Here is a 26,727-nt window from a genome sequence, read left to right on the forward strand (position 1 = left end):
ACCGGGCGGGCTGGGGAGCTACGATGACAAAACAATCCTTTGTAACGGTTCTCGTCGGGCCGAGCGAGTTACTCCGAGAGGGCCTTAGTCGAATCTTGGATACAGCAAAGTTTCGTATTCTTTTTTCTGCGGCTTGTGTTCACGATCTTCTGCAGAAGCCGGTACCCCAGCACCGGCCCATCTTACTCATAATGGATGTCGGCGGTACTGATGCAGATGCTGAATTCGCACAGATTGCTCACTTTAAGGCAATTTGTGCGAACAGTCATGTTGTTGTGCTAGCCGATCACTGTCGATCGAGCGATATAGTTTCTGCTTTTCGTGCGGGGGCTGACGCGTATTTGACAAAAGCCGCTCCTTCCGACACGTTCATCAAAGCACTCGAATTGGTTATGCTTGGACAGATGGTGTTGCCTGTGGAACCTTCGGCGTTTATTCAAGATATAAGGCCTGATCTTAAATATGATGCGGTACCCGATGATTTGACAAGCGCGGCTGCTAAAATCGAGAATATGGAGAGGGGCCTATCGATTTTGTCAAACAGGGAAAAATGTATTCTGCGTTGTTTGGTCGAAGGGGAGTCCAACAAAACCATCGCGCGCGAGATTAGAATCGCCGAAGCGACGGTGAAGGTACACGTCAAGGCGATCCTTCGAAAGATTCGGGTTCGCAACCGTACGCAGGCTGCAGTTTGGGCGATGAACCATGGTGTGCTCACTCTCGCGTCTGGCCCGTCAGGGAACGAAAAGATGACAGGTCCNGCAGTTTGGGCGATGAACCATGGTGTGCTCACTCTCGCGTCTGGCCCGTCAGGGAACGAAAAGATGACAGGTCCGCAAGATCTATTTGAAGGACAGAAGGGGTACCCCTTTCTCGCGAACGCTCATCCGATGTGACCGCTTTATCGGGAGCTGATGAATTCACGCCCAATACCAGGCTCCGCGATTAGGGTATTTATCAAGGAGGCAAAGCAAAGTTTGCTTCCTGGATTTTGGCTCCCCGAATCGAAACGGTCGAGGGCGGAGAAATTCGACCAACTGGATGCAGTCCTGCTCGGACCGGCGAGGAAGCCAACTCCACGAAGGGCAGATGGTTCCCGACACAGGCTTCGGGTTGCTGAGCGGGCAGCACAAGAGTTTGGATACGATTGAGTATGCTATGAACTGGGTGGGCAGATACACCTTCCCCGGCCCAGCCCCCCGCTGATATCTGACCTCAACTAGTCGTGCGTCAGGATCCCTTTGAACGACAAAAGGGCCGACGGGAACGACAGCAATAGCCCCCAAAATTGCGCCACTTGCTTGCTCCCGTTGACCTGAGACCCTGAAGCTCCTCCAGTTTTTGGTAGAGTCCGCCCCGCTCAAGGAGACGGACGAATGAAGCGTTCACGGTTCACGGAAGAACAAGTCATCGCGATTTTGAAGGGAGCAGGAGGCGGGAATGAAGACCGCCGATGTCTGCCGCAAACACGGGATCTCGGAAGCGACTTTTTACAAATACAAGGCCAAGTTCGGTGGCATGGACGTTTCCGACGCCCGCAAGCTGAAGGCTTTGGAGGAGGAGAACGCCAAGCTGAAGAAGCTGCTGGCCGAGCAGATGCTGGACAATGCCATCCTGAAGGATGTCGCTGCAAAAAAATGGTGACGCCCGATGCCAAGCGATGCGCTGTGGCCCACGCCTGCGAGCGGCATGGGGTGAGCCAGCGTCGGGCGTGCAAAGCTCTTTTCGTCGATCGCTCGAGCGTTCGCTACACAAGCATCCGGCCGGATGATGCCGTCGTTCGAGCCGCGATGAAGACGGTGGCAGCCGAACGACGCCGCTTCGGCTATCGGCGCATCCACATCATGCTTGAACGGCAAGGGATCGTGATGAACCAGAAGAAGCTGCGGCGGCTTTACAGGGAGGAGAAGCTGCAGGTCCGCAAGCGTGGCGGCCGCAAGCGGGCCTTGGGAACGAGAAGGCCGATGATCGCGCCGGGCCGGATGAACGAGCGCTGGAGCCTGGATTTCGTCAGCGACGCCTTCACAGATGGTCGAGGGTTCAGGGTTTTGGCCGTCGTCGACGACTTCACGCGGGAATGCCTGGCACTGGTCGCGGATACGTCGCTGTCGGGCGCCCGCGTCGTCCGGGAACTGGACGCCATCATCGCTCGCCGCGGCAGGTCTCGCACGATCGTCTCGGACAACGGCACCGAGCTGACGTCGATGGCGGTCCTCAAATGGTGCCAGGAGAGCGGCGTCGAATGGCATTACATCGCGCCCGGCAAGCCGATGCAGAACGGATTCGTGGAGAGTTTCAACGGCCGATTTCGCGATGAATGTTTGAACGAAACGCTGTTCTCCACTCTCACGCAAGCGCGGGCAGCAATCGAACTATGGAAGTAGGACTACAACCGCAACAGACCACACTCAGCCTTGGGTAACATCACGCCCATCGAATTCGCCATGAAAATGGCGCTGGAAAAACAGGCCGCATAAGGCCAGAAATGAAGCGCCGGACTCTCCATTGAAATGGAGGGAACAAGGGTCTCAGGTCACCATTTGTCGGCGCTGGCTAATCACCGTCGAGGGCTGCAAGGCAAAAATTGTTCTTTCTCCGTCACCCGATATTCGCCGCGAGGTTGTGGACTGGAACGGGTGTCCGGCCGAGTGATGATCCAACTGCGATCTCGGCCACCACTTCTGCATCGGCAGCAAAGACAATGGCGACATGAGCGCTCTCCCTTCATAACAACCGGTGTTTAAGGGCAGGGGGCAGGGACGGCATCTCGCCGGTGCGAATCGTCAGAGAAGGTGGTCATCGATGTGTCCCGTCCCGAGGCCTCACAGGTTCCAACCCGGGCGTCTTCGCACTACAACGCCATGCAGGCCCGATGCAGGGAACGACGCAAACAATCCAGCAGGGCCTCGCGGCTGTTGAGGGTGGACGCGCGTGACGAGCGCGCTCGACCATTCTGTCCTGTAGGGCGTACCCGGCCGCTGGAGCCGATCGCCAACTTGGTGGTGACGATACCTGGCTGATCGTCGATGATACCACCCTGCCCAGAAAAGGGCGCCACTCGGTCGGCGTCGCACCGCAATATACGTCGGCGCTTGGTAAGAACGCCAACTGCCAGACGCTTGGTGTCGCTGACGCTGGCGTCGGGCGTGGGCGGCCTGTAGGCATTCGCTAGCAATGTCCAGGTTCACGTGATAGGCGCCAAAGTTCACTGTCGCCAGATCACCATCGATGTGAGTGACGTTCGCCGATAAGTTCGATCGGCTGGCCCGTCTTCAGTTGGGACGTCCGGTCGATGATCGAATGCGGGAAGCCGTAAGAGGGGATCGAGACGCTTACGCGGTCTTCGGTGACGCGCCGTCGTACGGTCGCCACGATTGCCACCTCATCGCCTATGTTGATGCCGCCCTTAGCCGTGCCGATTCAAACTCGGAGCAGGCGAGTTTGTTTCGCAAGGAGATGCTAAAGTGTGATCGTCCCCGCGTGGAACATACCTCCACCTTCGCAGTTATTGGCGTTCATATTTGCTCAGTGGGGAAATCATGAAGCGAGACTTTGCATACCTGTGCGCTTGGGCGAGTGCACGGGGCATTAAAATCGATCAGCGTTCAAAAACGGTATGGATCGCAGCTGGTGGCTATCGAGGTCGCGATCTGGAAGTTAAGGCGCGGTCGCCCGCTGTTGCACTCTCACTATGGATTGAGGCTACTCAGTACAGAGGAACAATATAGGACTCTTCGTCATTCGGTTTGGCCTCAGCAGCATCTTCCTGGTCGGCGGCTCCAAGGCCGACCGACCGTCATTGTGCGCATCCAAAGCACAGTAGGCCACGGCGGTCGTCTGCGCTTCCGGCAGTGGTGAAACGAGGCCATGAGGAATGCCTTGCGGACATAACGCGCTCCTCTGTCAGGCCGCTCCTCCAAGCCAAACGGCCTCCACGTCCGTTTCGATGAGGAAATGCCTCGGTCGGCCCGATACCAATACGAAGGCGTACGTCCTCTTCGATTTCATCCGGCGGCTGCTAATTTGCAGCGGCGGTGTAGGCAGCCTGAATGTCGTCCGGTAGGCTTGGTCGGGATCGGCCATGGTAGCTTCGGGCTCTTCCGGAATGGAAGGCAATGCTGGCGTTCCCAGAGCTGCGATTTGGCGAAAATGGTCGGTCCGAGATAGCGGTCGCCGAAGCTGAGCGCGCCGCACGTGCCGCCAAGATGGCCAGATTGAAGTCGCTTCGTACTCAGTCTTTATTGGCGGAAGCTGATTTACAGGTTTTTTGTACCGAGGAGATCGATTGCTCGCTGATTCTCGCGGCTCTGAGAGAACCGCGGGGAGTGTGCACGGGAATTTAACAAGGCTTTGTTGAAAGAGCGCAAGAAAATGGCCAGGCATCGTCACTGACTGGCACAGCAGGCGTTGTTTCGATATCAAAGATCATCGGCCGCCATCGACCCGCCAGAGCGTTGCTTGCTTGGGTGCTAGCGTCGTTCTGCGCAGTTGCTGAAGAATTCCTGGCCATTCATACGCTGCATCTTGCCGTCATCAACGGGCAAGCGCATGTTGCGCGGCCACTTGGTCCCAAAGAGAGCTCTCATGCCGTATCGCGGACAAGACGTCGCTCGTTAAGCAGGCGTTAGAGTCGCGCTGGAGGCCGAGTTCCGGATGAACGCGGGCGGCCGCTGGTTAACAAGGTGTTGCTAATATGCAGCACCGACGAGTTCTTTGACCCCACCCCGACTTGAACCGCTTCCTATGGCATTACGTTGACGCCAAGATGAGAACGAAAACGCGAGGCGGCGAAGATGGACAAGCGACAAAACATTATCGTTGAGACGTGTTGTCTCATTGCCGTTCCGGCTTCAATGGTTCTCACGATTTTAATAGCTCAGATGATCCTTGGCTGAACCAAAAGCGCCAGGTTTCGACCTGGTGAAATTGGTGATCGGTGGTCGCTTCGGCCCGGAACCTAACGTCCGGTCCGCCTACTCGAGGCACCAAAGCCGGGCAAGCGCTGATTAGCAAACTGCTCGCCCGCAGACACGACGCTGTTGTTCGGCCCAGCAGCCTGTCGGACTGCTCGAACTGAATGCGAGACCGGACGGTTCAATTGGCCACGAATAGGTTCTTCGCCAAGCGACTTCGTAAGCACGGTCGGCGAGGAGGATCGCATCGGGTTGGAGGGCGTCGAGCATGGCGAGAGCGAGCTTGCCGTCATGCGCCTGTCCGGCCGTCAGGACGAGATCGATTGGCCGCCCTTCGGCATCGACAAGCGCATGGATCTTGGTGGTGAGCCCGCCGCGGGTACGTCCCATGCAACCATCGTCATCGCCCCCTTTTTTGCCACGGCCGCGTGCTGGTGAAAGCGGACACAGGAGGAGTCGATCATGATGATCTCGCCGTCAAAAGCCTTGGAAACCGCCGCCAGCAGCCGATAACAGACCCCGGCTTTGCGCCAGCGCACGAACCGGTTGTAGCATATCGTATATCCGACGCTGCGCCATGACTTCGGCGCAGAGTGCCGGTTGGCGCGCTTGCTGTCGTAACGAACCTGTGCAGCGCTGCTCGTCCCTTTAAGTTCGGTACGACCAGCATAATTCACCGGTCGCACCTGGTTTCGCGCAAATGCCGGTGGGTTGCCAAATTCGCGGCGGTCGGTCATCTCCATGTCTATACCATGCTCCCCGCCTTCTCGGCCATAAACGCGCGCCATTGCCGAAAGACTTGCGGGCTGTGTCGGATCGCATGGTAACGATGGCATGGGCATGAACATGCGGCCGCCGTCCGCCCTGCCACACCTCCCTGGTGTCATCGACTGGATCATGCAGTGCGAACACATACCGATGCCTCCCGAACTGCTCTCCCAGGAAATCGCGCACCGCGGCCTGGAACGCCATTCGATCCGTGCCGGAGCGGGCCGAACCGACAAGATGCATGACGTCCCTGCTCTTGCGGCTGTGCAGCTCTCGCCGCCAGTTCTTTTTGAACGAGATCACCGGCTTTTTCGAAGTCTCCGATGATGCGGCCCATCTCATCACGAACGTCACCGCGCGGTACGCGCTCGACCAGCTTGCGTACCCGCGCCGCCGCAAATTCCACGCCGTTGCCATGGCCACTGAATCGGAATCGGACTTCAGCTTCGCGAGCGACCTGGGAATTCACGACTCTCTCCTGGACGATCGCCGAAGCCTTTGCGTCAGCGGTCAGGCGCTCACCGCTCGGGTCGCGCAACACGACGACGCCCCGGACTTCTAGCTCGCCGGGTTTTTGTCTCCTGGACAGCGAGGACAAAGCGCCGCTCGCCCAATCCTGCTCTCAGTATAGCTCGAGCAACTCCGTAGCAGCCGAGCGCCTAACAGCGAAGAAGCAACCTTGCGCTCGACCGCCACACGCTCGCCGCCTCGTCTGAAGTAGGTCTTCACCTTTAAAACAGCTACGGCATGTCTTCGCTGTTTGGGCCATGCATGTTGGAGCCGTGCATGAAGGACTGGACTTCGTCCAGATCGATCTTGCCATCACCATTCTCGTCGATGTTGCCGAAGATCCTGCCTACCGCGCCTTCAACCTCGTTCTGGGACAATGATCCGTCGCCATCCATGTCCAACAGCCCAAACACCAGTCGCATGCCGGCCCCGCGCATGATCTGATGATGCCTTTGTCCAGCCATTCTTTGTCCGCGCGCTCGATCACCGTGGCTCCTCCACCCGTCGCCCTGACGGTCGGCTTCATCGGCCAGATCAGCACCCTTGTTCCGGCCGTCCTGGTCCATGTAGCGATCTTCCTCGTCGCGGTAACCTTGCTCAGAATCGCGATCCTGCTGCATTCTCTCCCGGACCGCTTGCTCAACCATCTGGCGGATCATTTCGCGTGTTGGTCCGTCCGCTTGTTGGTTCGCATCCGGCAACTGCCCGCCGACCGGCTGTTCGGTCGCCGGAGTGGGTGCAGGTGTCGAGGGGACCGGTGTTCCGCTTGTCTGGGCCAACGCGGGGAAGGTGAGAGCTATGAAAGCGGCCGCGGCCGTCGTCCTGTGTGAATATCTCATGGCGTGCTCCATCCATCGCTCGTGTTTTCTTGGAAGGCCAAACTGGAGCTCGATCTGATTGTTCCCTGTTCGGCCGAGATACCTCGATGCTGCGCTCGCGCTCTTCCGGCGAAGCGTTCTCGATCTCCAGGCGAAGCTTCATTTCGGCCCGAGCGGTCGGTTGCCAAAGACCAGCTATCCTGGCGGTAACGCGCTTTCGCTCCTCCGAACGGCAGGGGAGGGGTCTTTCGCCCTGCAGGTCTGATGGTTTGGTGACAATCGCATCTCGCATCGCCAGTCTAATCTCGGTAGTTCAGATCCTCCTCGCGGAATGAAAGCAGCCCTCAAAGGCTCCGAACATCGCTGCTCACGACCACGCGCGAAAGGTGGTGCAGGAACAGCGCTCACAAAGCAGCCAGGCGGGTAGGGAGCTAAGGCGCAGCGGGCGAGCGCGGTAGCAGACCCTCAGCGATGGATGCTGCAACGGCGGCAACAACCACAATCAGGGGGGTCTACCCACAGTTTTCGGCCACTGCCTCGAGCCGCAACCGTCACGGAGTACGCAATAACTCCCGCAAGCGGAGTGGCAGGTGCGGCGAGGCATGCAATTCCCTGCAGCTTTGTTCCCATCGCCGGAGATATTCCGCGATGGCGATGCCCGTGCGGCCGGGCCAGCGGTTGAGTGCGCCCAGCGCCTCGACACTATCAGGCGCGCGCTCGTACTCCATGAGAATGGCCAAGGACATCGCCTGTCCGTAAGGGACAAGCGCGGTGGCTTCTATCTCGCTGCGATGGTCGGCGAACCACGCCGCGGCGTTGCGAGTGAGCCCCTGGTTGTCGGCGAGCGTGGCATAGCCACGGATGATGTTCTCGCGATACTCAGCAATGGCATCGCCGAAAGCGTTGTCGCCGGCGAAGGGCGGGGTCTGCTTCCAGTCCTTCGCCAGGCGTCCCAGGGCACGCAGCGAAAACGCCTCGACCATCGCCTCCTCGAGCCACTGGCAGGGCGCCGCCGGCTTGGCATCTGCCTGCCAGCTGTTGGCCAAGACGTGGCCGAGTTCGTGCCCGAACTGATAGGCGAGCTTTGACCAATCCCTCTCGCCGATATCCACAATGATCCATGCCGTGCTGCTGCCGTCAAAGTGCAGCCAGATCGCCGGCGGTTCTGAGGTGTGCTCATCAATGCGCAGCCGCGCCGGCTGGCGATCGGAGACGAGGGTGACACCATCCAGGCAGGCATGCCGCATCCGCTCGATGACCTGGTCGATTGAGTGTGGCAGCATGTCGCCCCAGTCACCGGCGAGCTCAACGGGAGCGGATAGGAGCGTAGTAGGGGTGGTCGATGAAACTCGCTGCCGCATGGGAACCTGGCTCCTATCCAAGCCAAACCAACGCGCCGGTCCCGCTATGGTTGCCCCCGCGGTCGCAAGGCTGAGTGCTATCGTCATAAAGTCTCGTCGCCGCACTTCATCCCCCTGAGAACGCCGCAACACCGGCTAGCTAGCGGGAAGGGCATCCCAAGACGGGAGGAGCCGAAAGAACTTAGCTCCGCATTAGGTTGCGCCAACCAGAATGGGTTACGACCATGCTTCTAGCCGAAACATGCTTTATCAAATACACTCTTGGTCTTGAAGACTTGATCGCTTTTGCGCATCGGAAATAGACCCCATAACTTATCCAAACCGAAAGAGGCCTTAGCTCTTCTGCTTCTCCAACCATCCGGTCGTAATTCTCTGCCAAAACCCTATTGACGCGATCTAGACCCGTGCAAACGACCAATCCGGTGGGCGGGCAGTCGATGTAAGAAACATGCAATTCAGGCCGATACTTCGTCAGCAAAGGTACAATCTTCCAAACGTCACCGGTCCAAAAGCCGCCAATTTCCTTCGGTTCAGAGTCATCCCCCGCGTAACGTGTTCTCTGCGCCATCCGCTCATTCAAAGGCAAACAATCATGTAGAACGAACATCGATCGCTTGTTCGCTAATTGTTCAGCATTGATAAAATCGCGCAACAAAACTTCGACTAGGTGAAGTCCATCTAAGAACGCCAGATCGATTCCTTCCGGAACCACGCGATTAACAGCTGTCAAGTCAGAAAAAAACTCATCTGAGGTGCCCTGATAAAAGTGCGTATTTCTCCTACGCATCAGTACGTTAGCCGATTCCAAGAACGGGTGAACGCACACCGCACTGTATCGCCCTGATTGACTCACCTCCATTATTTCCGATCTCTAAATAAAGCTTGGCATCAAGAGCTTGTGCCGCCTCTTTGAGCCACCTCGTATAGTGAATGCCAGTGTGTGCAAAGACATTTGGCGGTCTTGAGGTCACCTCCGCCGCGCTCAAATTCGACGCTAGGCCGTAAACTCATTACCAGCGGGCGTTTGGAACGCCGCCCAGCGCAGTTGACGGAGGAAGGCTGTAAACTGATCGGGTGCGGCGTCAGCCGGCACGAGCCGATTCCATTGTCGGCGGGCGACTGCGGTGTCGATGTAGCGAAACTCGATTAGGCCGGAAAGCAGCGGCGAAATGCGAAGATAGGGTCCGGAATACGGAGATACATCGGTTTGTTGGACGCATAGATCGTGCATAGAGGTCCAGCCGAACAAGGCGGGCTTGAGCGGCCCTTCGGCGATCAGAATAGCAACTCGCTCTACTCCAGCAACCGCTGCGCGGAACGCATCATCCCCGATGCCTTGCTTTTGATGGAACGTCGCGACGATGTTGACCCAGGGCTCGCTCACGGACGGAGTCTGCGATGGGAGGTTAGTCCTGTCAAACAGTTGCGATTTTCTCTTTCGCAAGCCTCGAATATCTGATTCAGCGTCGGCATGAGCCGATATGATCTGACTGACTTCGAGTGGCGCGCGATCCAACCGCATCTGCCCAACAAGGTGCGCGGCGTGCCGCGTGTTGACGATCGGCGCGTCCTGAACGGCATCTTCTGGGTGCTGCGTTCAGGTGCGCGCTGGGCTGACTTGCCTGCACGGTATGGTCCGCCCACGACGATCTACAATCGCTTCAACCGTTGGCGCAAAGCAGGCGTGTGGGATCGTCTCATGGATGTTATCACCAAGGCTCATGACGGCCGGGTGCAGATGATCGACACCTCCGTTGTTCGCGTCCATCAACAGGGCGCGACAGCAAAAAGGGGGATCGAGATCATTGTCTCGGCCGCTCCAGAGGCGGTCTAACAACCAAGATTCACGCGCTTGTCGATGCCGAAGGCAGGCCGATCCGGTTGATGCTCACGGCAGGCCAGAAGAGCGACATCGCATCGGCACCGGACATGATCGCCGACTTGCCCGAAGGCGCCATGCTGTTGGCCGACAAAGGCTACGATGCCAACGCACTGCGTATCGCCGTCACCGAGCGCAAGGCATGGGCCAATATCCCACCAAAGGCCAACCGCAAGGAGTCTATCTGCTTCAGCCCCTTCCTCTACAAGGCGCGCAACCTCGTAGAACGCTTCTTCAACAAGGCCAAGCAGTTTCGCCGCATAGCCACACGCTATGACAAGCTCGCTGAGAACTACCTCGCAGCCCTTAAGCTCGTTGCCATCCGCATCTGGCTACGCAGTAATGAGTCTACGACCTAAAACCAATTCCGGAAAAACTGCAGTGAACCATGGCATCCACCAAAAATACTCTTCAAGGCTTACAAGCTCCGAAGGAAACGCCTGCATGCACCAATCTGCGCTCCGTGGCACCCGAGACTCGTATTCGCCGTAGCGATCCCCTCACAGGTCGTAAACAATCCGGAAGAAGGGCAAGGTTGTCTCAATTACGGTGTTGGCGAAACTTTCGACAGGCCTACCAGACCATTGTCTGAAAGTCTCAAGACCAGAGCCGGCGATCAACTGTATGCCGCTCTCCGGTCTTTCATGCCGTTTGCACCACGGTGCTATCCATCCGTCCCGAAATTCGTTGACATAGTCGCAGGCCCGGCTTGAGATCAAAAAAGCATCAGCCTCAATATGAACGATCTTTTGAAAACTATTTGCTTCAGCGTAACGCGAAACGGAGAAGAAAGACCTGACCCAGCCCGGAAAATCCGAAATATCCCGTCGGCCAAGGCGGCGCTTGAAATGATAGAGTACCAAAGGTGCGTCGCAACGCAGGTCATCTCCCTCGTTAATTATCGTAAGGTCGGGCCATTCGGGAAGAATGCTGGATCCGTCATCCACAAGGAGGATTTGATCAACCCGAATCCCCAGGCGGCGTACAGCCTCCACCCAGATTCGATAACGGATATTCCACGTGTAAGTTTGATCGCCCTCTGCCGGTACAAAGGCCGTGCAAAATACAATTGTCCTTTCCGGATCAGGAACTCTCATCAGCCCCGCTTTCGCGTTCTTTCAAAGTAGCGTCCTGGAGCCGCTCTAGAATGGCGCGGAAATCATGGCGCTGAAGGTGTTGATTGAGGCCGTACCGATTTGCGACCTCTTGTTTGTTCGAACCAGATAGAAAGAATTCGGCCACCGGTCTGCCCCACTTCTCGACAAAGTGACGGCGATATGTGGCGTCGGCAGACCGCGTTTCCTCAGAGGGTTCTCCACTTCGCCAAGTTGACTTTCCCATGAAATGAAGAAGGTAAGATCGGCGTGAATGTAACACCTCCACCCCGGCTCTGAGTGCACGAAGTCGGTAGTCAACGTCCTCGCCACCCCCGCGTCCGAATCCCTCGTCAAAATATCCGACTGCTCTCGAGACCTTCCAGGGAATGTAGACACAAAAGAAGCTCATTAATATGCTGGCGTCGTAGTCAGGCGTATTGACAAGTTCTCGCTGGTGAATACGAGCTATTTCTTCGAGATCCTCCTCGCGATCAGCGTACTCGTCAAGATCCATGGCGATTTTAAGATCCAGTAGTCCTGATCGATACTGGACATTCTGATTACAATAAGGGATTACGATGTTATCCCTGCTGCGCTCGCCAGCCAAAAGAAAGTCAAGCCAGTTATTAGTATATACTATATCGTTGTTCATCAGGATTAGGTCGTCCTTGACTATTTGAGAAACGCCGATGGAGAAATTGGCGTTCTCGGCAAAGCTTCTTGGTCTCTCATTTCGGATTACAATGGATCCGGGAAGATCCCCCAGCGATCCATCATTGTCTATTATCACGATCCTATCACTAGATCGAAAATTGGTCTTCTTGATCAAAGACTCGAGGGATGGCAGCGTGAAGGCGCGCGACTTGTGAGTAGAAATCATCACGAAAATCATTGATTAGCCTTCGGCACGATCGGGCTCGGCATCAGGAGACACTCTCATTTTCTTGTGCAGCGAGCGACGGTTTTGCGCCCGCGATCAGTCAAATGTTCGATGAGCCGCGTCCACTCTTTTACACGCGCGTTCCAATCAAAAAACAGCTCGCAGTAATTCTGCTGTGTTAGAGACATTTCTGGAGCATCGAACCATGGGTTTTCAACCTCTTTGGCCATGGCTGAGGCGAATAGCGCGGCATGCTCAACCACGTCGGAGCTCCATGGATATACGTGGGCGAAGCCGGATGTCGTTTCCGGCAAGGCACCAAGGGCGGGTACTATCACGCGGCACCCTGCGGCCATTGCATCGATGACGGCAAGGCAAGACGTTTCTTCGAACGTGCTGGGGTAGGCTAAGAAATGAATGTCACGAAGAGCAGATTTGAGTTCTGGATTGGGGGCAATTCCATGATAGGTCACACCATCGAGTGCTTGGGCACGGGCGAACAATGGCTGATACTTCGAATCGTCGTGATGATACAGTCTCATGGATGACCATATGTGAAGCTCCGCCCTGTTTATCTGCAGTTGTTCCCATGCATCTAGAAGCACGGAAAGTCCTCGGAAGGGTGTGCTGGTATATGCGAACCGTAGCGGGTCGCCTTTCGTCCAAATACGCCGTTGGCGCGCGACTGTCGTTGCGTTGTGCAGAACTACACATCTGCTTGGTGTGATACCAAACTCGGTTTGGTATCTTTCGCGCTGCCAGTGCGATACAAACGCAAAACATGTCACCCGCTGGACAAGTGCGGGGTTGCGGCACCACTGAACGGCATTCTGATTAACATCGTGATGCATCCACATCACGAGTGGCTTTTCCTCCGACAGCTTGTCGGGGAACAAGTTGATATTGAGCTCAATCCGCGCAAGCATGTCTGGAATGCGCTCCTTGAGGCCCGCTATCATCAATTCTGTCCCCGCGGCTGGCGCGGGCGGTGTCCACGAGGAGTCTGACTGCACAAGCGTGGTCCCCTTGCAGATGCTGGCGAGTTTCGTGAATTCAGTATTCTTCTGGATCCGCTCGCCTGTTGCTGCGGGAATTCTAGCTGCCAGCTTCGAGCCCGATTCTCTCGACGCGTTGGGTGCATAGCACTCCACTTCTTCCAACAGCCCTCGCACCTCAGGCTCCTCCACGGCCGCTATCCATGACTCGCTGTCGTTGACGCCATAAGAAATCAGCAGTTGCTTTGCGTCGGGATGCCAAGCCAGGCCAGCGGCGAGTTCGACACCGTTTTGATTGAAGAAAAAAGGCCGGCTGACCTTCGCTAGGTTGTTCAGCTCGTCGAACCAGACAAAGCGGTGCTGATAATGTCGCCGCGCCTCGCCTGGTCTGGTGCTTGCCTCATGGACGATAGCCAGCCACCCGCCGTCAAAGGCAATCGCCTGGGAGCCTCCGCTGAAGTGCGGGGCGGAAATCTTCGGCGCCTGCTCGAAGATTGCCTGAGCGCGCTCATCGAGGATCCTGGTCGGATCGCAGAGAGCGATGAACTGCAGTTGCTCTTTGCCCGTTCCCGCCTTGGCAGGGTTGACTTGCGGCATCCAGTTCTTCTCGTGCACCCGAGGTCCTGCCGGATGCAGCACGCGCCAGTCGGTCAGCCGGCAGGAGCTGCTCTCGTCGATGCGTGCGATGACCTGCTCGCACCAACCCTCCTGTGTCAGTTCGCGCACGGAAGAGACACTCCATAGCGCATCGCGCCAGGCGAACAGGCGCATATCCTCAAATCCGAGAACCCGGCCGTAAGCGGGTTCCGGCATGTCGGCCGGCGGCAAGATTTCGGTTGCTGACTGGATGGTGAGTTCATCGTTCAAGCGCAGCAGGAAATTGCGCGTGTGGACCGGCACTCCGTCCGGGGTGTCGTATTGGAGATTGTCTTTGCCCAGGGTGTAGTTCACCGTCCGCTGCAGCAGCACAATCTGGCCGCCCCACAGGGTCACCGAGGAATTCGACGGCTGATATCCATCGGGCGCCGTAAAGCCGACTGGACGCGAGCTGAAGGACGGCATCACAATGGTGGCGGGTTGCACATAGTAGAAGAGGTTGGACCACGCCAGTTCCCTCGGTCCATCGCCAATGGTTCGGTTCAGTGCCAGCCAATTGCACGCCGCAAAGCCGCGGTCCTTGCGCGCAGGATCGCGCGCGTAGTTTGCGGCTATGGCAAACTCCTCGAGCATGCCTGTCTTGTAGACATAGTCCTCGACAAACAGGATATCCTGTTCGGGTCGCTCGATCGTCAGCCCTGCTTCGGAAAACAGCACGCTGGCGTGGTTCATCCCCTTCTCGCGATAGAACTGTGCCAGGTCGTAGAGCGGCTCGGCGCGTTGCGGGCGTTGATTGAAGGCGACAAGCGCCTGGCTTATGAAGCCTGCCTCGTCGCCGAGCTTGCGCAGGCAGCGCGCTTCCTGCAGGCGGGCGTTCCAGGCCTCTTCGTCCCAACCCCCCATCGCAGCACGCTTGGCGTAGGCCACCGCGGCCTCGGCTGTCCGCCCGGCGTCGCGGTAGGATTGCGCCAAGTAGAACCAGTAGCGCTGATTTTCCGGATCCTTTTCAAGGGCCTCCAGCAAAAGCCTGGCATCTCGTTCGAATTTGTCCACCCGGTTCGAGCCGCTGGCGTGATCCTGGTACCAGGCGCCGCGCAGTTCTTGAACGCCACCCGGCACGTCGAGATATTCGTGGGTAACACCATGGTAGCGTGCACCGGCATCGCGCTTGGCAAGGCGCGTGTTCCAATAGGTGAGGCCGGAATCCGAGCGCTGAATCAATCGGTAACCCGGCCCGTCGAGCCGCTGGCGGAAGCCCGCATCCTCGACCACCAGCTCCATATCGGCGTCGTCGAACAGCAGATAGTCGTAGGCGAGCGGCGAGGCATAGGCGTGATCGAGCGCGGCGTTGCGCGCCTGCTCGAAATTGTGAAATGGAAATTCGTGCAGCTCGCCTGGCAGGTTACGGGCGGCGAAAAACGATCTGATGAAATCCTGGGTCCCGTCGGTCGACCCGGTATCGCCGATGACCCAGCAGTCGATGTGGTCGGCGACGGCCCCGAGACAGCGCTGAAGGTTCGCCATCTCGTTCTTGACGATCATGTTGAGGCAGAGACGCTTGCCGCTTGTCATAGGCTGACTGTCTGCTCCCCAGATGACCGCCGGCCGAGGCGGCCACATTTGTGCCGTGGTGTCGTCTGTGACAGCGGATTTGTCCGGCCTTCATGCTCCATGCACGTTCCCCAGCCTCGGCCATTTGCATGACCTCTGTGCAAGGAAAGGCCGTCCCCTCCTTTGCAAACGCGACCCTAGCGCTAGCATTGTTAGCTAGCGCTGTCCGGCGCCGCAAGGGTCTCACCGTGGCGCTGAACCGCCCGTCGTCAACAAACATTTCCTTCAGCTCTATCGCTCACGCGTCAATTCCGCGGCAAGATCGAGGGTTAGGCGCGAACAAAGCGGGCGCCATTAAGCCTGGGATTTTTCGATGCATTTAGCCCATACGCGCCATCTGGATGTCGATTAGAGGGAGTGCTTGTCCATCCGAAGTTAATAAATTGTTAACTTCGTTATTTACAACTTGCTAATTTTAGATTTTACTAATGCCTAATATATGGAGAGGGCAGCCGTGGAGCAGGTAGAGGGCCTGCCGGTCTGCGCAACCCGCGAAGCCAGGAGAGTATCCGGAGCATGTCGCTTGGTGCATGAGGGCGCCGAGACTGTGTGGTTCGTGAGAAGATGTTTGTTGTCTTGAGCTCAAGGCCAGCATTCTTCCAACCTGATATTCCCTCGCAATCGCCGGTTCCCTCGCAAGTCGTCGTGGAGAAATCGAGATCTGCGTGATGGGAGTTGGCTGTGGTTGGAGTGATACCGCGCACGACACGATGCGGCCGCCGCGACGCAGGCTCTCGATTCGATCGACCTCAGAATTATCGGCACCTGGCCGGCAGCAATCGTTCTCCAGCAATTGATGAGCACTTCTTAGCGGACGCACCCCGTGTGCTCCCGGGTACAAGCCGACACCGCACTCACCTCAGCGAAGACAATCGGCGCACCGTCCGATCGAGCGGCACCACATGGCCGTCTAGCCTTGCTCGCCTGCCTTGTCTTGCGCCGATGCGCTGGCCGCCGACAGCTGCGGCAACCGGCTTCCGCGAGCGCCAGCGCTGCGCGGCGATTGAAACCTAAGTTTACAGCACGAGAAAAGCGGCGGCGCAGCAGGCGCCCGCCGAGGAGAACAATGATGAGCTACATAGCAGGGTTTGCGGTCATGGAAGTTTCCGTCAGAGGCCTCTTGCCCATCGGCGACACGACCGAAAATGTGCCTTATTTCATACTGGACACCGCCAAGAGCGCTATCGTCGGTCAGGTCATTCTTCCCAAGGCCGTCAAGCAAAGCCTTGCCGTCGCTGTCACCGTCAAGGTTCCAGCCACGGCCGGCTCATTTGCTATTGGCGCATTTGACGATGGCGGGAATTTCCAGGCCTGCAGCTTCCTCCGCGTAGAGAGCCCCGCCGTTGCACGTCCCGACGGCGCCGTCGGGCCGTCCGGCGGATGACCTCCTAATGTACTTACCGCGCCGGCTAGGCCGGGCGGCCATGCCTTGAGCTAAATCCGAAGCCAACAGGAGCCAGTCATGGCCCGTGCCTCTGAAATTCTCTTTGTGGATCCTTCAATCCCCGAGCTTGAGACGGTTCTCGGCAAATTGCGACGCGAAGTCCAGGCTGTCGTGCTCGACGTCCGGCAGCCGGCGGCGCAGCAGATCGCTGCTGCGCTCGCCGGCTGCGAAAGCCTCGATGCGGTTCATATCATGGCGCATGGCGCGGCAGGCCGGGTTAGTTTCACTTCGGGAGAGTGGTCAACTCGGACATTGACGGAAGCGCCTGACGATTTTGCCGCGATCGGCAGGGCCCTTGCCGTGCACGGCGAACTGCGGCTGTGGAGCTGCGGGACGGCATCGGGGAATGCGGGCGAGGCCTTCGTAGCGGCGCTGGAAAAGGCCGTTGGCGCAGACGTCTGCGCATCTACGTCGCTGGTTGGCGCAGCCGCCTTGGGCGGCGCCTGGGACCTGTCCGCCCGCGCTAATACACCCCTGCCGCCTTTGACTCCAGATGGAGTGGCAAATTACACAGGCGTGCTTGCGGTTGATCTGACGCTCACTGGCAATTTAACCACTCAAAATGGCAGCGCCAGTATCAACACCTATTATCTAGTAGATATAACAGCCGATCCGGATTTATTGGTGGGAAGCTTTCCGCTCCCCCAATCAGGAAATGGTTTTGTTACCGAGTTTGCAGTAACCATAGCAATCCCAGACCCAGCCCACACCTATAGAATCTACGACAGCGGTTTCAATATCTACGGAACACTTACCCCTGGCGCTGGCAATACCTACAGCTTTGCCGCAGGCGCCGCCAATGGGAACGGTGGCAATCTGTTTGATATCGGTACTTTCACCACCAGTACAGTAGGCGCGACCGGACCCGCGGGGCCGACCGGAGCTACAGGCGCCACAGGTGCGACCGGAGCGGGTGCGACCGGAGCCACGGGCGCAACCGGCGCGACAGGCGCCACGGGTGCGACCGGGGTAACGGGTGCGACAGGCACAAGCGGGTCGACTGGAGCCACAGGCTCTACAGGTGCGAGCGGCTCGACGGGAGCGACTGGCGCCACGGGTTCCACAGGCGCTACTGGCGCGACGGGCGACACCGGAGCCACCGGCTATACCGGAGCAACAGGCTCGACTGGGGCAACCGGCGATACTGGTGCAACTGGTTCGACCGGAGCAACTGGCTCGACCGGTGCAACTGGCGCCACGGGTGCGACCGGTGCCACCGGTTCGACTGGTGCAACCGGTTCGACCGGAGCGACTGGCGCCACGGGTTCCACTGGCGCAACGGGCGACACCGGAGCCAATGGCCATACCGGAGCAACAGGCTCGACTGGGGCAACCGGCGATACTGGAGCAACTGGTTCGACCGGTGCGACTGGCTCCACGGGAGCGACTGGCGCAACCGGCGCTACGGGCTCCACTGGTGCGACGGGAGCCACGGGTGATACCGGAGCCACAGGGTCTACTGGGGCTACCGGTGCAACTGGCTCGACCGGCGCCACGGGTTCCACTGGCGCGACGGGAGCCACGGGTGATACCGGAGCCACAGGGTCTACTGGGGCTACCGGAGCCACAGGTGCGACCGGAGCAACCGGTGATACAGGTGCCACCGGCTCTACCGGCGCCACTGGCTCACCCGGTGCCACTGGCTCTACTGGTGCCACNCACAGGTGCGACCGGAGCAACCGGTGATACAGGTGCCACCGGCTCTACCGGCGCCACTGGCTCTACCGGTGCAACTGGCTCGACCGGGGCCACGGGTTCAACAGGCGCGACCGGTTCCACCGGAGCAACTGGTTCGACAGGTGCAACCGGCTCGACCGGAGCCACAGGTGCCACCGGCTCGACCGGTGCCACCGGGTCGACTGGTGCAACGGGTGATACCGGAGCCACAGGGTCTACTGGCGCTACCGGAGCCACAGGTGCGACCGGAGCAACCGGTGATACGGGTGCCACCGGCTCTACCGGCGCCACTGGCTCACCCGGTGCCACTGGCTCTACTGGTGCCACTGGATCGACTGGGGCAACCGGTGCAACAGGCGCGACCGGGGCAACTGGCTCGACCGGCGCCACTGGCTCTACCGGTGCGACTGGGTCGACTGGGGCAACTGGCGACACCGGTGCAACCGGCTCGACCGGAGCGACTGGCGCCACGGGTGCGATTGGGGCCACCGGTTCGACCGGGGCGACTGGCGCGACCGGTTCGACCGGAGCAACCGGCTCGACCGGCGCCACTGGCTCGACTGGGGCAACCGGAGCGACTGGCTCGACCGGAGCCACAGGGGCAACAGGCGCGACCGGTTCTACCGGTGCAACTGGCGACACCGGTGCAACAGGTTCGACCGGCGCCACTGGCTCTACCGGTGCGACTGGGTCGACTGGGNCGACTGGGGCAACCGGCTCGACCGGGGCGACTGGCTCCACAGGTGCAACTGGATCGACAGGGGCAACAGGCTCGACCGGAGCAACCGGCTCGACTGGTGCCACTGGTTCGACAGGAGCAACTGGCGACACCGGTTCGACTGGCGCAACCGGAGCGACTGGTTCGACCGGAGCGACTGGCTCGACCGGAGCAACTGGTTCGACCGGAGCGACCGGAGCGACAGGCTCTACGGGCCCGGGTGGTCCAACAGGCCCGACAGGTTCAACCGGCTCGGGTGGTGGGACCGGTGACCATGAGCATGGCAACAATGGTGGCGGCAACGATCCTGACGGAAGCGACAGCAGCAACCCAGGAAAGGGACATCCCAACGATGGTACTGACAACGATGGCTCGGCGGGTGGCGGTCACACCGCCAATGTCACGGCCAGCTCGCTTGGGCTCAAGGACACGACGCAATTCCTGAAGTCGGGCTCGAACGACGGCAGCGGTGATCATGCATCGTTCCGTAATCTGATCGGCCTGGCCGCCACATCGGTGTCGACAGACCTTCTTAACGTGCTCAAGACGATTAGTGGATTTGGTCAAAACCAGAACAAGCCGTCGGGGGCGAGCACGGATCTCACCTCGGATCAGGCAAAGCCTGGGGCCGGCTCCGTCAGCAACGACCAGACGGTCAAGACGACCCTGAAGGATCTCTTGAAGCCGCATGAGTGAGCATTGAATGGACCAGTGACGGAGACTGATCCAGATTTGAAACACGCGGGGGCTCGCTCAAGAGCGGGCTCCGCGTTGATCATCTCGAAACAGGGAGTGGCATGACAGTCGCGCGGCCGATCGGTTCGGAGTACAATACGAAGTTCTGGGAAACCTCGGCGGACACGCCGAGGACCGGGCACTCTTGAATCTTCGCCCTGCGTACCGGATGAGAAGCCATGGTGAACCTCCCCGCTAACACCCAAAACCAGCCGGTCTCGATCCGCGCTGTCGAGGCCACGGCGGACCAGGCGGGCGGCCAGAACACGGCGCGGGCTCCCGGCGGTCCCGCCGAGCACGATCAGGTCGGGCCGCGCCTCAAGGCGGTATTGCAGGCTGCCCGCTATCACGGCGTCGAACTCGACCCCAATGAATTGAGGTCAGCGACCGCTGTTCCAACTGCCGCCGATCTTTCGGAATGGGCGCAGAACGCGGGCATGTGGTCACGAGCCGTCCGCATCCGCTGGTCCCATCTTTTGCACTTCCAGGACACCGGACCGGTCGTCCTGTTGTTCAGCGATGGCGGCGCGGGTCTCCTTACCGGGGCGAGCGCCGAGCGCAATGTCGTCTTCCTGAAGAGCGCCGACGCGCCCGAGGACGGAGAAGCCATTGCCGTCGACGAGCTTCGGTTGTCGCAGGTGTGGACGGGTGACGCGGTGATGCTGCGCGCAACACGGTCGCAGGTGTCGGCGGATGCGCCCTTCACCCTGCACTGGCTGACCGAGTTGGTGCGGTTGGAAAGCCGGCCCCTGCGCGACATCGCCATAGCCTCGTTCACGCTGAGTGTCCTTACTATCTTGCCGCCGCTCATCGTCATGACGCTGGTCAACAAAGTGCTGCAGTTCAACAGTGTCTCGACGCTTGTGCTGTTGTCGGCCATCATCGCGGTGGTCTTCGCCTACGAGACGCTGCTCGGCCACGCGAGGCGGCTGATCATCAACGTCGTCGGCGCTCGTCTCGACACCAAGCTGCAGTTGCACGTCTTCAGTCGGCTGCTTCGCCTGCCTCTCGACTATTTCGAGCGTCATCCTGCCGGCGAGACGATGTACCACCTCGCCCAGGTCTACCGCATCCGCGAGTTCCTGACCGGAAAACTGCTGAGCACCTTCCTGGACCTGATCACGCTCTGCGTGCTGCTACCAGTGATGTTCTACATCAACGCGACGCTCGCCTGGATCGTGGTGGCCTGCGCGGTCGTCATCCTGCTGATCATCCTCGCCTTCCTCAAACCGCTGCGTCGAAGGTACCAGCGCGTGGTTGAGGCCGAGACCTGGAAGTCGGCGGCGATCGGCGAGACTGTCGTCGGCATCAAAACCGTGAAGGCACTAGGCCTCGAACCGCAGCGCAAGGCGCTCTGGGATGAGCGGGTGGCGGAAGCGGGAAAAGCGCGTCTCGCCTTCGGGCAACTCGCCAGCTGGCCACAGACCCTGGTCACGCCGATCGAACGGCTGATGGTGCTGGGCACCATGCTGATCGGCGCCTATCTGGCGATGAACGACCGCTCGGGCTACATGGTCGGCGGCCTGTTCGCCTTCATGATGATCTCTCAGCGCGTCGCTCAGCCGCTGGTTGGCCTGGCGCGGCTGGTCGAAGACTACGAGGAGGTTGGCGCTGCGATAGGCGAAGCGGCCTCCGTCCTCAACCGACCCCTGGAGACCAGCTCGAATTCAATCGGTCTCAGGCCAAAGCTCGTCGGCGAGGTCAAGTTCAGCGATCTGACGTTCAGCTATATCGGCACCAAGACGCCGGCGCTCGACCGGGTCAGCTTCGACATCCCGGCGGGGACCATGTTCGGCATTGTCGGGCGCAGCGGGTCGGGAAAATCGACCATTGCCCGCCTGCTGCAGGGGATCAACCGCGACTATAGCGGTTTCCTTAAACTAGACGGCGTCGACCTCAAGGAAATTAACCTTCGCCACCTCCGCCAGGGGCTTGGCGTGGTCCTCCAGGACAACTTCCTGTTCCGCGGGTCGATCCGCGATAACATCATCGCCGGGCGCCCAGGCCTGACGCTTTCCGACGCCATGCGTGCCGCGCACCTCGCGGGCGCCCAGGAATTCATCGAGCGAATGCCAAATGGCTACGACACTTACATCGAGGAGGGTTCGCCCAATTTGTCGGGCGGTCAAAAACAGCGGCTGGCTATCGCGCGTGCCCTGATCCACGATCCGACCATCCTCATCCTTGACGAAGCGACCAGCGCACTCGACCCGGAGAGTGAGGCGATCGTGAGCGCTAACCTCATGCGTATCGCAAGCGGGCGCACAATGATCATCGTTTCGCATCGGCTCTCCTCGCTGACAGAGTGCGACCAGATCCTGGTCATGGAGCAGGGCAAGGTTCTCGATGTCGCCCCGCACGCAACCCTGCTCGAACGATGCGCGCTCTATCGCCAGTTGTGGGCACAGCAGAACCGACATCTCGACGGCCACCAGGGTCGCCCGGTCGCCATCCTGCCGCGGTTGGTTTGACGATGTCGCGCTTCGCCAGAGATTGGTAGCCCATGAGTAGCACCTCGCTCACCACCCGCCCGGCTCGCTGGCATCGCACGCAAGCGGAGGATCCGACGACCCCAGCCATACTCGAATTCCAGTGGCCGTCGACGGCCGTGGCCAACGCACCCATTCCGCGGGCGGCGCGCGGCATCGTCTGGGCTATTTTCAGTTTGGTCATCGCGCTGATCGCCCTGGCAGGACTGATACCAGTCGATCAGGTTGTGACGACCAGAGGGCTCGTAATCTCCAAGTCGCCCAACATCGTCGTCCAGCCGCTGGAGACAGCGATCGTGCGCTCGATCGACGTTCGCGAAGGACAGCACGTGCTGGCCGGTCAAGTTCTTGCTCGCCTCGATGCCACCTTCGCCTCAGCCGACCTGGCGGCGCTTGCGATGCAGGTTTCGACGCTTGAAGCCGAAGTGGCGCGATTGAAGGCGGAAGCGGATGGCAAGGCCTTCAACTATGACGGCCTCGAGCCAAGCTGGACCTTGCAGGCATCGATCTTTGAACGTCGCAAGGCGGTCTACGACGCCAAGATTGAGAATTTCGATCGCCAGCACGACGAACTCAGTTCCGCAATCGCGCGTTCGCAATCGGACGCCGAGGGCTACCGCCAACGGCTCGCGGTCGCGGCCTCGATTGAAGATATGCGCAAGCAGCTCGAAGCAAGGCAGGTGGGCAGTCGCCTCAACACACTGCTCGCCGAGGACAATCGCGCTGAAATGTCCCGGGCGCTCGGCAATGCCGAGCAGACGGCAGAAGCCGCAAAGCTCCAACAGGCGGCGGTGGCCGCCGAGCGCGACGGCTATATCCAAGGTTGGCGAGCGGATGTCTCGCAGAGCCTGTCGGAGGCCAGTTCGCGGATATCCGACGCTCGCGAACTTCTCAACAAGGCAAAACTGCGCAAGCAGCTGGTCGAGTTGAAGAGCGAAGCAGACGCCATCGTTCAATCGGTGGCAAAGGTCTCGGTCGGTTCGGTCTTGCAGTCCGGCGAGCGGTTGATCACCCTCGTGCCGTCGAATGCGCCGCTCGAGATCGAGACGAACATCATCGGCAGGAGCAGCGGCTTCGTGCATGTCGGCGACCAAGTGGTGATCAAATTCGACACCTTCCCCTATTCGCAATACGGCCTCGCCCAGGGCACCGTTCGGACGCTGAGCCCCGATGCCTTTTCGGCGCAGGAGCAAGCGCGCGATCCGAACAGCTCTCTGGCCATGCTGCCTTCGGATGCCGAGCCGTTCTATCGCACGCGCATTTCCATCGACCAGGTCGCCCTCCGCGGCGTGCCCGCCGGTTTCGCGGTCAGCCCCGGGATGCCCGTGACTGCCGACGTCAAGGTCGGCCGGCGCACTGTGCTCAAATACATTCTCGGCGTGATGCTGCCAATCGGCCAGGAGGCGATGCGGGAGCCTTAAGCCCCCGGCGCGATAGGCGGCAAACGGAGTAATCTAGGGCTTGGTTCGATGACAATTCTGGATCGGCTGACTGGTCTCACCAACCCAAGAGCTGCCTTGCGCCGGGCGATCCATCTCTGTGACAGCGGCAAGCCCGCTGAAGCATTTCCGCTTATGGCGATCGCCGCGCGTGCCGGGATCGCCGACGCCGAGTTTCGGGTCGCGCGTTGCTATCTCGAAGGTTCGGGCGTGCCGCCGAGCCGCATGGAGGGCGCGCGCTGGCTGCGGCGGGCGGCCAACCACGAGAGTGCCGAAGCGCAGGCGCTGCTCGCCGCACTCTACGTGACCGGGCTAGCGCCGGCGGAAGCCGATGGCAAAGGCCCTGGATCGGAGCGCCTGTTCGAACGAGACTTCTCGGGCAAGCCGGACTTCGCGGCAGCGCTCGACCTTGCCACCAAAGCGGCCGAGGCGGGCTCGGCAACAGGACAGGCGATCCTTGGTTATATCCTGACCAGCGGCCCCAAACCGAAGCGCGATGCTGATGCGGCGCACCACTGGTACGAGAAGTCGGCTTTGGCCGGCTGCGCCGAAGGGTGTCTGGGCCTTGCCCTATCGCTGGCCCGGCGTGGCAAACGTGAAGACCGGATCAGGATTGCGGACGAGGTAAGACGCGCGGCGGACGCCGGCCTCCCGACCGCAACCTATCTTCTCGCGGTCCTCACCGAGCACGGGCTCGGCGTGGTACGCGACATCACTGCAGCCGCTCAATTGTACCAGGCTGCCGCAGAGAAGGGCCTTCCCTCCGCCCAGTTCCGGTTGGGCCTAGCACTGATCGAGGGTGGGCTCGTCGACCATGATCCCGCTGCCGGAGAGGTCTGGATGCGGCGTGCCGCCTTGGCGGGCAACATTGAGGCGGCCTCCCTCCTTGGCGACCGTTATGCGAAAACGCAGCCGCCGGATTATGCGGAGGCTGCAACCTGGTATCGACGGGCGGCCGAAGCGGGTCACCAGGCCGCTGCCCGCGCTTTGGCGTCTCTCTACCTGACGGGGAACGGCGTGGCACAGGACGTCGAAGAGGGGGCACGCTTGCTGCGGGCGTCCGCAGATGGCGGCAATCAGGAAGCACAGATCGACCTCGCCAATCTCATCCTCGGAGGTGGCGGCGAGCCTGGCGACCGTGCAAGCGTTGCCGGATGGTTCGAGGCGGCCGCAACATCGGGCGATCTGATCGCGGCATTCAATCTTGGGCTCTGCTTCGCCAAGGGCGTCGGCGTCCGCCAGGACGAGGGGCAAGCGGCGCAATGGTTGAGGCGCGCGGCCGAAGGCGTACCCGAGGCGCAATATATGTACGCCCGCCTCCTTCAGGACGGGCGCGGGGTGGCGGCCGACCCACCGCGGGCACGCGTCTGGTTTACGCGGGCGGCCAGTGCCGGCGTGCTCGACGCGCAGGTGTCGCTTGCCGAAATGCTGCTCAATGGGCGCGGGGGCGCACGCTCGCCAGAGACCGCTATGCAGCTGTTCGAGCGGGCGGCCGACGACGGTCACGCAGGGGCGATGTTTGCGCTTGGCGCGCTGTACGCGGCCGGCCAGGGCCTGCCGGTCGACCGGACGGCGGCTCAGAAATGGTTCGCCGCCGCCGCCGAGCGTGGGCATGGCCAAGCTCAACTGATGCTCGGGCGGTATCTTTCCAAGGGTTTCGCCGGGGAGCACAACTTGGTGGCCGGTCGCCTTTGGCTCGAGCGCGCTGCTGCGCACGGCATCCAGGAAGCTGCCGACGAACTGCCCATCGCGCATGACCGCTTTTCACCTCAAGGAGCTAACAGATGATAGATGAGGCTGATGCAACGTTGGCGCGGGCACTTACGCAAGAGTTCCTGGTCGCATGTGAATTGCCGTCTTCGATCGAGTCCTACGAGCTCTTCNACCGAAGTTCTGGCGTGAAATCCCAGCCGGGCCGGGGCAAAGTCACGACCTGCCCGTAGGAAAACGCGACCGCCGTCGCTGATTGTGGACTGCTACAGATCCTCCCGACGTTTCTCGTAAGATCCGGCGCGAGTTCCACAATGGTAGGGAGGCCATCGTCCTCGTTCCCGCCGGCCGCAACCCTCGCCCGACGATATCAGCCACGAGAGGCTGCAACTGGCTTGCGTTTTGGGCCTGTAGCTCGGCGTCACCGACGCAGTGGGTCGCACGGTCGAGCTGCGACGTAGCCCACTTGGCGTCTCCGAAGACGTTGGTTGAGACTGGGGCTGATGACACTGGTGCGCTCGTAAGCTTGCTCAGCAGAGATAGAAGAGCATCGCGCCACCTGGCGCGCTGAATGGCCGCTATCCAGCTCACTGAGGATAATTGGAATAGACCAGCCGGTTACCGATGTGCCCGCACGCTCCTCGAGGCACACCCGCAATGGCTAAGCCGTTTGTGTATCAAAGCCACGTGAGCGTCGCGACCGTGGGTATCATCGCGCCGGATAGCCGTATCCAGTTCAGCCAGATCATGCCGTGGAGGCTGCCACCTTCCAGTTTGATCGACGATGCAGGCATAAGGCGTAGTCTCAATGATCGTGTAGGACACGGCGAGGCCGCTGTAAGGATGTCCCGAAACGGATCAACCGCGTTTGGCACCGCAATTGCTTGTTCTGAAAGACAAGCGGGATACTTCCTACATGATCGAAAGTGATCCTAAGGTTGGCTGCAATCGATGCAAAGTGCCCCTTACTGGTGTCACTGGGTCTCAAGGGTCCGACCTGTTAGCTTGCCCTAGTTGCGGCCTCTCGGACACTTACGACAATGTCATGCTTGAACTTGATCAGCGCACCGCGGAAGCACTTTCTCG

The 26,727-nt window shown here is 59.9% G+C and carries 17 protein-coding genes and 4 pseudogenes; 11 read left to right on the forward strand and 10 right to left on the reverse strand.

From position 1 onward, the window contains the following. Positions 1–23 precede the first annotated feature (23 nt). The 3 genes and pseudogenes from X743_RS1000000171165 to X743_RS1000000171170 all read left to right on the forward strand — a co-directional run. Positions 24–896 (forward strand): response regulator transcription factor, encoded by an 873-nt coding sequence (locus tag X743_RS1000000171165; protein ID WP_023767948.1) that lies wholly within the window; start codon positions 24–26, stop codon positions 894–896. A 480-nt stretch (positions 897–1,376) separates the two neighbouring features. Continuing rightward, positions 1,377–2,477: pseudogene (locus tag X743_RS01000000169370) on the forward strand (IS3 family transposase). 506 nt (positions 2,478–2,983) lie between these two features. Beyond that, positions 2,984–3,121 (forward strand): annotated as a pseudogene (locus X743_RS1000000171170) (transposase); the annotation flags it as partial. Between the two features lie 98 nt (positions 3,122–3,219). Here X743_RS1000000171170 and X743_RS1000000171175 read toward each other — a convergent pair. Beyond that, entirely contained in the window at positions 3,220–3,372 is a 153-nt protein-coding gene (locus X743_RS1000000171175) for a hypothetical protein (protein ID WP_245264299.1), read from the reverse strand. 1,757 nt (positions 3,373–5,129) lie between these two features. Continuing rightward, positions 5,130–5,473, reverse strand: a pseudogene (locus tag X743_RS1000000171180) (IS5 family transposase); the annotation flags it as partial. Positions 5,474–5,922: 449 nt separating this feature from the next. Here X743_RS1000000171180 and X743_RS1000000174155 point away from each other — a divergent pair. Beyond that, positions 5,923–6,243 (forward strand): hypothetical protein, encoded by a 321-nt coding sequence (locus X743_RS1000000174155; protein ID WP_023767953.1) that lies wholly within the window; start codon positions 5,923–5,925, stop codon positions 6,241–6,243. Positions 6,244–6,421: 178 nt separating this feature from the next. On the opposite strand, the gene X743_RS144945 is transcribed toward X743_RS1000000174155, so the two are convergent. The 4 genes from X743_RS144945 to X743_RS144940 form a co-directional block, all read right to left on the reverse strand. Beyond that, positions 6,422–6,850 carry an EF-hand domain-containing protein gene (locus X743_RS144945; protein ID WP_245264300.1) on the reverse strand — a complete coding sequence of 143 codons (429 nt, stop codon included), beginning with the start codon at positions 6,848–6,850 and terminating at the stop codon, positions 6,422–6,424. Between the two features lie 710 nt (positions 6,851–7,560). Then, complete coding sequence (locus tag X743_RS0136835) at positions 7,561–8,292, reverse strand: hypothetical protein (protein WP_245264301.1); 732 nt, start codon at positions 8,290–8,292, stop codon at positions 7,561–7,563. A 259-nt stretch (positions 8,293–8,551) separates the two neighbouring features. Then, the gene (locus X743_RS1000000172355) at positions 8,552–9,229 is read right to left on the reverse strand and encodes a class I SAM-dependent methyltransferase (protein WP_348625906.1); all 678 of its coding nucleotides are present in this window, start codon (positions 9,227–9,229) and stop codon (positions 8,552–8,554) included. Positions 9,230–9,364: 135 nt separating this feature from the next. Next, positions 9,365–9,754 (reverse strand): hypothetical protein, encoded by a 390-nt coding sequence (locus X743_RS144940; RefSeq protein ID WP_023767955.1) that lies wholly within the window; start codon positions 9,752–9,754, stop codon positions 9,365–9,367. A gap of 87 nt (positions 9,755–9,841) precedes the next feature. Between X743_RS144940 and X743_RS1000000171185 the strand changes: the two are divergent. Further along, a pseudogene (locus X743_RS1000000171185) lies at positions 9,842–10,608 on the forward strand (IS5 family transposase). A gap of 141 nt (positions 10,609–10,749) precedes the next feature. Here X743_RS1000000171185 and X743_RS144930 read toward each other — a convergent pair. The 3 genes from X743_RS144930 to X743_RS1000000172960 form a co-directional block, all read right to left on the reverse strand. Next, complete coding sequence (locus tag X743_RS144930; RefSeq protein ID WP_156934504.1) at positions 10,750–11,346, reverse strand: hypothetical protein; 597 nt, start codon at positions 11,344–11,346, stop codon at positions 10,750–10,752. Then, positions 11,333–12,136, reverse strand: a complete 804-nt coding sequence (locus X743_RS144925; protein WP_156934505.1) for a hypothetical protein — start codon at positions 12,134–12,136, stop codon at positions 11,333–11,335. Before X743_RS144925 ends, X743_RS144930 begins: the two co-directional genes overlap by 14 nt. A 146-nt stretch (positions 12,137–12,282) precedes the next feature. Next, the gene (locus X743_RS1000000172960; protein WP_051508604.1) at positions 12,283–15,390 is read right to left on the reverse strand and encodes a glycosyltransferase; all 3,108 of its coding nucleotides are present in this window, start codon (positions 15,388–15,390) and stop codon (positions 12,283–12,285) included. Between the two features lie 1,159 nt (positions 15,391–16,549). On the opposite strand from X743_RS1000000172960, the gene X743_RS144920 reads away from it, so the two are divergent. Together X743_RS144920 and X743_RS1000000172360 are read left to right on the forward strand one after the other, a co-directional pair. After that, on the forward strand, positions 16,550–16,813 hold the full coding sequence (locus tag X743_RS144920) for a hypothetical protein (protein ID WP_156934506.1): 264 nt from the start codon (positions 16,550–16,552) through the stop codon (positions 16,811–16,813). Between the two features lie 78 nt (positions 16,814–16,891). Beyond that, a complete protein-coding gene (locus X743_RS1000000172360) occupies positions 16,892–18,559 on the forward strand; it encodes a DUF4347 domain-containing protein (protein ID WP_156934507.1) in 1,668 nt (555 codons plus the stop codon). Between the two features lie 952 nt (positions 18,560–19,511). On the opposite strand, the gene X743_RS1000000173610 is transcribed toward X743_RS1000000172360, so the two are convergent. Then, entirely contained in the window at positions 19,512–19,745 is a 234-nt protein-coding gene (locus tag X743_RS1000000173610; protein WP_023767962.1) for a hypothetical protein, read from the reverse strand. A 39-nt stretch (positions 19,746–19,784) separates the two neighbouring features. Here X743_RS1000000173610 and X743_RS1000000173615 point away from each other — a divergent pair, with 39 nt between their 5' ends. The 4 genes from X743_RS1000000173615 to X743_RS144905 all read left to right on the forward strand — a co-directional run bounded on the left by X743_RS1000000173615 (position 19,785) and on the right by X743_RS144905 (position 25,719). Then, positions 19,785–19,964, forward strand: a complete 180-nt coding sequence (locus X743_RS1000000173615) for a hypothetical protein (protein ID WP_023767963.1) — start codon at positions 19,785–19,787, stop codon at positions 19,962–19,964. Positions 19,965–20,182: 218 nt separating this feature from the next. Continuing rightward, positions 20,183–22,474 carry a peptidase domain-containing ABC transporter gene (locus X743_RS144915; RefSeq protein ID WP_023767964.1) on the forward strand — a complete coding sequence of 764 codons (2,292 nt, stop codon included), beginning with the start codon at positions 20,183–20,185 and terminating at the stop codon, positions 22,472–22,474. 32 nt (positions 22,475–22,506) lie between these two features. Then, complete coding sequence (locus X743_RS144910; protein WP_023767965.1) at positions 22,507–23,913, forward strand: HlyD family type I secretion periplasmic adaptor subunit; 1,407 nt, start codon at positions 22,507–22,509, stop codon at positions 23,911–23,913. 48 nt (positions 23,914–23,961) lie between these two features. Next, positions 23,962–25,719 (forward strand): SEL1-like repeat protein, encoded by a 1,758-nt coding sequence (locus X743_RS144905; protein ID WP_023767966.1) that lies wholly within the window; start codon positions 23,962–23,964, stop codon positions 25,717–25,719. Positions 25,720–26,727 lie beyond the last annotated feature (1,008 nt).

It is taken from the genome of Mesorhizobium sp. LNHC232B00 (assembly GCF_000502435.1).
GTDB classification, from domain to species: Bacteria; Pseudomonadota; Alphaproteobacteria; order Rhizobiales; family Rhizobiaceae; genus Mesorhizobium; species Mesorhizobium opportunistum.

Excerpts from the sequence above, each read along its gene's own strand:
- X743_RS1000000174155 (WP_023767953.1), top strand. The coding sequence starts at position 5,923 with ATGACGTCCCTGCTCTTGCGGCTGTGCAGCTCTCGCCGCCAGTTCTTT.
- X743_RS144945 (WP_245264300.1), bottom strand. The coding sequence starts at position 6,850 with ATGATCCGCCAGATGGTTGAGCAAGCGGTCCGGGAGAGAATGCAGCAG.
- X743_RS0136835 (WP_245264301.1), bottom strand. The coding sequence starts at position 8,292 with ATGCTGCCACACTCAATCGACCAGGTCATCGAGCGGATGCGGCATGCC.
- X743_RS1000000172355 (WP_348625906.1), bottom strand. The coding sequence starts at position 9,229 with ATGGAGGTGAGTCAATCAGGGCGATACAGTGCGGTGTGCGTTCACCCG.
- X743_RS144930 (WP_156934504.1), bottom strand. The coding sequence starts at position 11,346 with ATGAGAGTTCCTGATCCGGAAAGGACAATTGTATTTTGCACGGCCTTT.
- X743_RS1000000172960 (WP_051508604.1), bottom strand. The coding sequence starts at position 15,390 with ATGACAAGCGGCAAGCGTCTCTGCCTCAACATGATCGTCAAGAACGAG.
- X743_RS1000000173610 (WP_023767962.1), bottom strand. The coding sequence starts at position 19,745 with ATGATCACCGCTGCCGTCGTTCGAGCCCGACTTCAGGAATTGCGTCGT.
- X743_RS144915 (WP_023767964.1), top strand. The coding sequence starts at position 20,183 with ATGGTGAACCTCCCCGCTAACACCCAAAACCAGCCGGTCTCGATCCGC.
- X743_RS144910 (WP_023767965.1), top strand. The coding sequence starts at position 22,507 with ATGAGTAGCACCTCGCTCACCACCCGCCCGGCTCGCTGGCATCGCACG.
- X743_RS144905 (WP_023767966.1), top strand. The coding sequence starts at position 23,962 with ATGACAATTCTGGATCGGCTGACTGGTCTCACCAACCCAAGAGCTGCC.